This is a genomic window from Exiguobacterium sp. HSB13, assembly GCF_056764755.1.
This window is the reverse complement of the sequence record NZ_JBUZOM010000005.1, coordinates 46,927-54,572: the sequence shown is the minus strand read 5'-3', so window position 1 is coordinate 54,572 and position 7,646 is coordinate 46,927. Positions and strand designations below refer to the sequence as shown.

Here is a 7,646-nt window from a genome sequence, read left to right as displayed (position 1 = left end):
ATTCCGCTGCCTTCCCTCCGAAGAGTTCCGTCAGTTTCCTGCGCTCGACTTGCATGTATTAGGCACGCCGCCAGCGTTCGTCCTGAGCCAGGATCAAACTCTCCATGAAGTGTTTGACTTGCTCGTTTTTGTGACCGAAGTCACGATTGACGAAGCTTGCGCTTCATTCGTTTTTGTATTCCGTAGAATACGATTTTTGCCTCATCGTTCAGTTTTCAAAGTCCAATATGTCATTTGACGACTTTTAAATCTTACAGTAAAGTAATATGTGATGTCAATTACTTTTTTGAAGTTTTTTTCGTCTGTGACGCTCGCGTTTGGCGTGTGCCTCAGCGACATGTATTAATATATCAACTCTTGTTTTTTTCGTCAACTGTTTTTCTAAAAAAACTTTAGAAAAAAGATAGACCCGCTTGAACCGGTAAAACACTACCCGTTCGCGGGTCTTTTTCGTTACGCCTGTTTTTGAGATTGTCCTTGAGAAGCGGGCTTTTCTTGCAAGCGATGCAGCATTAGAATCTGATACGCATTACAGATTAAAAGTGTCGCAAGCGCCGCCCATAACATCCGCTTATCTTGTGTTGCCTGCAAAGCAGGTACCCATTCGATCAACGTGATGACTGTCATGAGGAACAATGTTGGAATGAACGCTGTAAAGTTCGTTTCCCGTGCTTTCGTCCGCGCGACTAAGAACGCTATTAACAGCAAGACGACCATTTCACCAATATAAAGGCTCGTCTTATCAAAGCCGTATGCTAATCCGCGTAGATAGACACCATCAAATAGTGCAAATGCGATCAAGACGATCTGGACACGGTTCCAAAGCTTTGCGCCGCGGAATAAATCGAGTCCGACGCGATGTAAGATCAAGTACGAGAAGAATCCCATCAAACTGATGGCTGTCCACGTACTACTGTAGGAGAGAGCCGTCACATATCCGCTAATCGATTGATTTCGGATATATCCAGGTTCCGCTACCAAGTTAAACACGAAGCCGGCGAGCGTTCCGATTAGGAGCGTCATCCAAAACAGCTTCAAAAATCCTTTAATCTTCATTCTTATCCCTCTACTTTTTCGATGACACGCGTGGCGAGTTCATTATAGTACGTCTCAAATGGATGTTCATCGCGATAGATCGATGGGGCGAAGTCCGCATCATTCGCATATGGTTGTCCAAGTGGAATCTTAGCTAGAATATCGGTTTTTAACGCTTCTGACAACCTCTCTCCGCCACCACTACCGAAGACATATTCTTTTTCGCCTGTCACTTTGCTTTCAAAGTACGCCATGTTCTCGACGATACCGAGGAGACGATGGTTCGTTTTGATCGCCATTGCCCCTGCTCGTGCTGCAACGAAAGCGGCTGTTGCGTGAGGTGTCGTGACGATGACTTCCTGACAGCTCGGGAGCATCGAATGAATATCGAGTGCGACATCTCCTGTCCCCGGTGGAAGATCAAGCAACAAGTAATCGAGATCGCCCCATTCGACGTCTGCGAAGAAGTTGTTGAGCATCTTCCCGAGCATTGGTCCCCGCCAGATGACTGGTGCATTATCTTCGACGAAGAAGCCCATTGAGATGACCTTGACGCCAAAGCGTTCTGGTGGAACGATTCGGTCGTTCACGACAGTCGGACGTGTTTCAATTCCCATCATGTCTGGAACACTAAAGCCGTAGATATCGGCATCAATCAAACCAACCTTCTTCCCTGCTCGTGCGAGGGCGACTGCTAGGTTAACGGAAACCGTTGATTTTCCGACGCCCCCCTTACCAGAAGCGATCGCGATGAACGTAGTACCGGATTCTGGTTTAAGGATCGACGGTGTCGTCGCTGCTTGGATCCCGTGATCACCGAGTGCCTCAAAACGGAGTCCCACCGTCTTAAATCCTTTTTCTTTCAGTTCCTTGACGATTTGCTGTTGGAGCACGAGTTGCTCCCCAGAACCGGATTGTGCTAAAGCGATTTTCAGACTGACATAATCACCTTTAATCCGGACGTCACGAATGCCGTTCGTATCTGCAAGCGGGCGGTCAATCGTCGGATCGACGAGCGTTCCGACTACCTCGCGAATTTCTTGTTCATTCAACATAGTGCCTTCCCCCTGAAAACGTTCGATTTAATCCTTATTAGTATAACAAAAATAAGAGAGCGCTTGCACATTTCGACACCGGAAAGGATGACTTTTCCATGTCCAGTATCAGTTTTCATCATTTTACTCAATTGTTCGCTCGTTTTAGAACATTCGGTTCCATGTACGAGGACCCACGACACCATCAACGTCAAGTCCTTGACGTGTTTGATAAGCACGCACCTTCTGAACCGTCTCTGCATCAAAGCGCCGAGTCACGGTTGCTTTGACTGCACGCTGAATTCGTTCGATATCCCGTGGATTCATATTGGCTGCCCCTTGATACAACGGACGACCTGGATACGGAACGATCGCACGAGAGCGATTCGGCGTTTCTTCAGACACTCCTAGTAATTCAAAGTGTGGATAATCCTTAAAGCTCGTCCAGTCTCCACCCCAAGAAAAGCCACGTCGTTTCATCGCAGCAACGATCTTTTGAAAGCTTTGGTCATTTCGAAACAGCGCTTGTGTACCGTCTTGGGAATATTGAAAGAGGTCGACGGCAATTCCACGGTTATGATTTGATTGTCCTCCGCGTGCATTCGTTACGATTGGTCCCGGTAGTGTCCGTCCCTGTGCGTACAATCGATTCTGTTCTGCGATCGATCGGTACCCTTGCGCGACACCGACATAAATCCCTTGTGCATGCATCTCCCGAATGACCTCTTGCGTTCGTTTAGCGACTTCTCGTGACAGTCCCGAAGCATTCAACTTCCGATTCGCTCGCTCAAGTAACCAGCTGATCGATAATGCCATCTATGCTCACTCCCCTTTGTTTCCTGTTCCCGAAAACAAAATCCGCTATACTTATGGAATATATAACGAATCTAACTGATATCAAAAGGAGCATCATATGAAAAAACGCCTCATTTGGACGCTTGGCGTCACCTGTCTCTTACACCTTGGCTTCGTCTTGTATCTGACGCTGCAACCGACTGTAGCTACCAAGACGAAGTTACCGGACAATGCAACCATCTTAAGTGAAGAAACCTCTTTTACAGGACATGTCGGTCAAGCGACGGTACAGACACCTACCCAATTCATACAATCTCTCTTTCTTTGGAGCATTCCGCTGACGATCGTCATCCTCTATCTTCTTCTTACGGTGTTACACCGATTACGCTCTACTCCATCAACTTGACTTGAATCGCTGTTCTGACACTTCGTCAGGAGAGCGATTTTTTAATGCACAAAAAAACCTCCCACCACGAGGGTGAGAGGGATTCGAAAAGAATTAACGTTTCGAGAATTGTGGTGCACGACGAGCTGCTTTAAGACCGTATTTTTTACGCTCTTTCATACGAGCATCACGAGTCAAGAAGCCTTTCGCTTTAAGTGCGCCGCGGAATTCTGGATCCGCTTGAAGAAGAGCACGTGAGATACCGTGACGGATAGCGCCTGCTTGACCAGTGAAGCCGCCGCCTTTGACCGTTACGATTACATCGTACTTGCCTTCTGTTTCTGTGATTACGAGTGGTTCTTTTGCAGTCATGATCAATGTCTCATAACCGAAGTATTCGCTGATATCGCGACCGTTAACTGTGACTTTACCGTCTCCAGCAACGAGGAAAACGCGCGCTGCCGCGTGTTTCCGGCGACCAGTGCCGTAGTAACGTACATCTGCCATCGTGTAGTTCCTCCTAAATTCGTATTAACCGCGAAGTTCGTAAACTTCTGGTTGTTGTGCTTCGTGCTTGTGTGCAGCTCCAGCGTAGACGTGGAGTTTGTTGAACATTTGACGACCGAGGCTACCTTTTGGAAGCATCCCTTTGATCGCGAGTTCAAGCATGCGCTCAGGTTTGTTAGCAAGCATATCGCGTGCAACAGTCTGCTTTAAGCCGCCTGGATGACCAGAGTGACGGTAGTAGACTTTTTTGTCGAGTTTGTTACCAGTTAAAACGATTTTCTCAACGTTGATGAGGATAACGTTATCCCCACAGTCAACGTGTGGTGTGAACGTAGGCTTGTGCTTACCACGGAGAAGTGATGAAACTTCGCTCGCAAGGCGACCGAGTGTTTTACCTTCAGCGTCGATAAGGAGCCATTTGCGTTCTACATCAGTAGCTTTCGCCATGAAAGTTGTGCGCATGTAAAATACCTCCTAAGGAATTAAAAGTTCTGTTTTTGATTTTTCATTTATTCACTAGGTGAATCTATCATAATCTTAGGTGTACGGGGCTAAGATTGTGGTTTCATAATAAATGAAATGCCAATAAACATTGTATGTTTTTTAATAGCCAATGTCAATTGCCTTTTTTCACTCCAGATAGAAAACTTCCCATAGATAGAGTCCATGGGGAGGCGCCGTCACGCCTGCGACGTTCCGGTCCTTTGCCAGCAACATTTTTTTAATGTCCTCTGGTGCAAAACGACCGCGTCCGACGTCAAGTAACGTCCCGACCATGATCCGGATTTGATTATAAAGAAACCCACTGCCCTGGAACCGAAAGACGAGTTCGTCACTGACTGTCATCAACTCTGCCTCGTAAATCGTCCGGACCCGGTTATCCGTTTCCGTCTTCGCGACACAGAACGAACTGAAGTCGTGCGTTCCGACGAGATGTGCCATCCCTTGACGAATTCGCTCGAGATCGAGCGGATACGGAATATGAACCGATAGATTCCGACGAAACGCATTTTCTTCGCGGCGGACGAAATAGCGGTATTCCTTCCCTACGACATCGTAACGCGCTTCAAAGGTCGGTTCGACCTCCTCGCAGCTCCGGACACGAATATCCGCTGGTAAGAGCGTATTCAGTGCCTTGACGACGTTCTCCGGGGGAATCGCTAGTTCCGTATCAAAATGAATGACTTGCCCGTAGGCGTGGACTCTTGCATCCGTCCGTCCCGATCCGATGATCTTGACGGGATGTTTGTGCATCCGCGCAAGTGTCGTTTCAATCACTTCTTGAATCGTCAATCCGTTTGGTTGCACCTGATACCCGGCGTAGCCGGTTCCGTCATATTGAATCGTACATTTTAAACGACGCATTAACCGATCCCTCGCAATCCTACTAAACTGATCGTCAGGAGGGCGAGTAGGATGATCAGACCTGTATCCCGCATCGTCCACTTGGATTCCCGTAGACGTGTCCGTCCCTCTCCTCCACGGTACCCCCGTGCTTCCATCGCTGTCGCAAGATCCTCTGCCCGCTTAAAGGCGGAGATGAACAACGGAATCAATAACGGAATGATTGCCCGTAAACGTTCCTTGATTGGTCCTGCCGATAAATCAACACCACGTGCTTGCTGTGCCTTCATGATTTTCTCCGTCTCTTCCGCTAAGGTTGGTAAGAACCGAAGCGAAATCGATAACATGAGCGCAATCTCATGCGTTGGAACACGGACGACCTTGAACGGTTTCAATAACAATTCAATCGCATCCGTCAGTTCGATCGGTGAGGTCGTCAGCGTGACGAGTGTCGTGATCGAGACGAGATAGAAGAAACGTAACGAGACGATGATCGCGAGTCGCAGTCCTTCTTCATAGATCCGAAGCCAGCCGAACTCAAAGAGGACAGCCCCTTCACGTGTGAAGAACAGCTGGATGACGAACGTAAAGACGATCAGGAAAAGAATCGGTCGCAGTCCTTTTAGAACATACCGAAGTGGTAACCGACTACTCATGAGTGCTAAGAACGTAAAGATGAGTAAAAAGATGTTCGTTGCTGCATTGTTTGCGAGAAAGACGAGCGGAATGAAGCAGAAGGCGAAGATGATCTTCGCGAGTGCCGACGACCGGTGCAAGTACGACTGACCGGGAATATGTTGTCCGACGATCATTCGCTCACCCCTTTCGTCATCAACCACTCGATCAATTCGGTCTCCGTCCGGATCTCCGGTCGTTGCAATCCACGCCGATCAGCGACTTGCCAAGCAAGCGATAAGACGTGCGGAAGATCGAGGTGGAATTGCTCGAGTAGTGTTTCTTCTTTAAACAGATCAAGCGGTAGCCCGTCAAACGCCACCTGGGCGTCTTCCATGACGATCACACGCTCGGCATACTCAAGTACCTGATCCATGTCGTGCGTGATCAGGAGCAACGTCATACCGGTCTCTGCATGGAGCCGGGCAAATAGACTCAGCATATGCTTGCGCCCTTGCGGATCGAGTCCTGCCGTCGGCTCATCGACGATCAACACGTCTGGTTGACTAGCGAGTACGCCGGCAATTGCAACACGCCTCATTTGCCCACCAGACAGGTCAAACGGCGAACGACTCCAAAAGACTTCATCGAGTCCGACAGTCCGTAATGCCTCTTTCGCTAATTGCTCAGCCGTTGCGGCGTCATGACCGAAGTTCATCGGACCGAACATGACGTCTTTTAAGACCGTCTCTTCGAACAATTGATATTCCGGATATTGAAAAACAAGCCCGACGCGACGTCTTAATGGCTTGAGGTCCTGTTTTTTCTTCGGTTCGACGATGATGTCATCGACTTGTACCTTCCCCGCTGTCGGCTTGAGCAACCCATTGATGTGCTGCACGAGCGTCGATTTCCCGGATCCGGTATGCCCTACAAACGCAACAAGCGCCCCTGACGGAATCTCAAGATTCACATCACGTAGCGCGACTCGTTCGAACGGACTATTGAGTTGATACGTATAATTTAATTCCTGGATTAAGATTGGCATAAACGGTTCACCAATTCTCTTTCATCTAGTATCGTCTCCTCGAGTGAGAGACCTTGCGCCCGTAAACGTTCTTGTACCCGAACAACGAATGGAACATCGAGTCCGATGTCTTCTAAGAACGATGCATGACGAAAGACTTCCTGAGGGGATCCTTCTAATACGATTTTCCCGGCATCCATGACGATGACACGACTAGCCCGTAATACTTCGTCTAATTCGTGTGTAATCGCGATGACCGCCATTGGGTGGGTCGCATGGAGTTCCTGAACGGTCGACATGACCTCTTGTCGTGCTAATGGATCAAGCATCGATGTGGCTTCATCGAGCACGAGAACATCAGGGCGCATCGCAAGCGCCGAAGCGATTGCGACACGCTGCTTCTGTCCGCCGGATAGTTGATGGGGTTCCCGATCAACAAAATCCGTAAGGCCAACGCGCGCTAGACTGTCGTCGATACGACGAACCATTTCCTCGCGTGGCACACCCCAGTTTTCTAGAGCAAATGCCACGTCGTCGCGCACGGTCGTGCCAACGAATTGATTATCTGGATTTTGGAAGACGATGCCGATCGCTCGACGCATCTCCCACAGTTGCTCCGGATTCGCACTTGAAAAGCGCTCAGCAACCGTAACGGTCCCTGTCTCCGGTAACAACAATCCATTAAACAGTTTCGTCAGCGTTGATTTTCCAGATCCGTTGTGACCAACGATGGCGACCCATTCACCTGAACGAATCGTCAGAGAGACCTCGTGTAAGGCTGCTTGTTCCTGTTCCGGATACCGATAGGTGACCTGTTCCAGTTCAATCAGCTTGTCCATGATCTCTCCTCCTTCATCAAATCAATACTTTCATTTTGTAGCAAAAGGGCAGAAGCGGGATACGC

At 48.7% G+C, this 7,646-nt stretch carries 10 protein-coding genes and 1 rRNA gene; 1 reads left to right on the top strand and 10 read right to left on the bottom strand.

Annotation, left to right across the window (positions count from 1 at the left end):
• From ACZGCQ_RS16310 to ACZGCQ_RS16295, 4 genes are all read right to left on the bottom strand, one after another.
• Window positions 1–109, bottom strand: a 16S ribosomal RNA gene (locus tag ACZGCQ_RS16310); the annotation flags it as partial.
• A gap of 344 nt (window positions 110–453) precedes the next feature.
• Window positions 454–1,056, bottom strand: a complete 603-nt coding sequence (locus tag ACZGCQ_RS16305; RefSeq protein ID WP_023466658.1) for a KinB-signaling pathway activation protein — start codon at window positions 1,054–1,056, stop codon at window positions 454–456.
• A gap of 2 nt (window positions 1,057–1,058) precedes the next feature.
• Window positions 1,059–2,090 carry an Mrp/NBP35 family ATP-binding protein gene (locus ACZGCQ_RS16300; RefSeq protein WP_023466657.1) on the bottom strand — a complete coding sequence of 344 codons (1,032 nt, stop codon included), beginning with the start codon at window positions 2,088–2,090 and terminating at the stop codon, window positions 1,059–1,061.
• Window positions 2,091–2,234: 144 nt separating this feature from the next.
• Window positions 2,235–2,885 (bottom strand): M15 family metallopeptidase, encoded by a 651-nt coding sequence (locus ACZGCQ_RS16295; RefSeq protein WP_481266843.1) that lies wholly within the window; start codon window positions 2,883–2,885, stop codon window positions 2,235–2,237.
• 97 nt (window positions 2,886–2,982) lie between these two features.
• Between ACZGCQ_RS16295 and ACZGCQ_RS16290 the strand changes: the two genes are divergently transcribed.
• Entirely contained in the window at window positions 2,983–3,270 is a 288-nt protein-coding gene (locus ACZGCQ_RS16290) for a hypothetical protein (RefSeq protein WP_481266842.1), read from the top strand.
• Between the two features lie 93 nt (window positions 3,271–3,363).
• On the opposite strand, the gene rpsI is transcribed toward ACZGCQ_RS16290, so the two are convergent.
• The 6 genes from rpsI to ACZGCQ_RS16260 form a co-directional block, all read right to left on the bottom strand.
• Window positions 3,364–3,756, bottom strand: a complete 393-nt coding sequence (gene rpsI, locus ACZGCQ_RS16285; protein WP_023466655.1) for a 30S ribosomal protein S9 — start codon at window positions 3,754–3,756, stop codon at window positions 3,364–3,366.
• Between the two features lie 24 nt (window positions 3,757–3,780).
• Window positions 3,781–4,218: a 50S ribosomal protein L13 gene (rplM, locus tag ACZGCQ_RS16280; protein WP_023466654.1), complete on the bottom strand. Its 438-nt coding sequence runs from the start codon at window positions 4,216–4,218 to the stop codon at window positions 3,781–3,783.
• Window positions 4,219–4,386: 168 nt separating this feature from the next.
• Entirely contained in the window at window positions 4,387–5,121 is a 735-nt protein-coding gene (gene truA / locus ACZGCQ_RS16275; RefSeq protein ID WP_481266841.1) for a tRNA pseudouridine(38-40) synthase TruA, read from the bottom strand.
• Window positions 5,121–5,912, bottom strand: a complete 792-nt coding sequence (locus tag ACZGCQ_RS16270; protein WP_481266840.1) for an energy-coupling factor transporter transmembrane component T family protein — start codon at window positions 5,910–5,912, stop codon at window positions 5,121–5,123. The genes truA and ACZGCQ_RS16270 overlap by 1 nt, the downstream gene beginning before the upstream one ends.
• Window positions 5,909–6,763: an energy-coupling factor transporter ATPase gene (locus ACZGCQ_RS16265; RefSeq protein WP_481266839.1), complete on the bottom strand. Its 855-nt coding sequence runs from the start codon at window positions 6,761–6,763 to the stop codon at window positions 5,909–5,911. Before ACZGCQ_RS16265 ends, ACZGCQ_RS16270 begins: the two co-directional genes overlap by 4 nt.
• Window positions 6,751–7,581 (bottom strand): energy-coupling factor ABC transporter ATP-binding protein, encoded by an 831-nt coding sequence (locus ACZGCQ_RS16260; RefSeq protein ID WP_029343095.1) that lies wholly within the window; start codon window positions 7,579–7,581, stop codon window positions 6,751–6,753. The genes ACZGCQ_RS16265 and ACZGCQ_RS16260 overlap by 13 nt, the downstream gene beginning before the upstream one ends.
• Window positions 7,582–7,646: the final 65 nt, after the last annotated feature.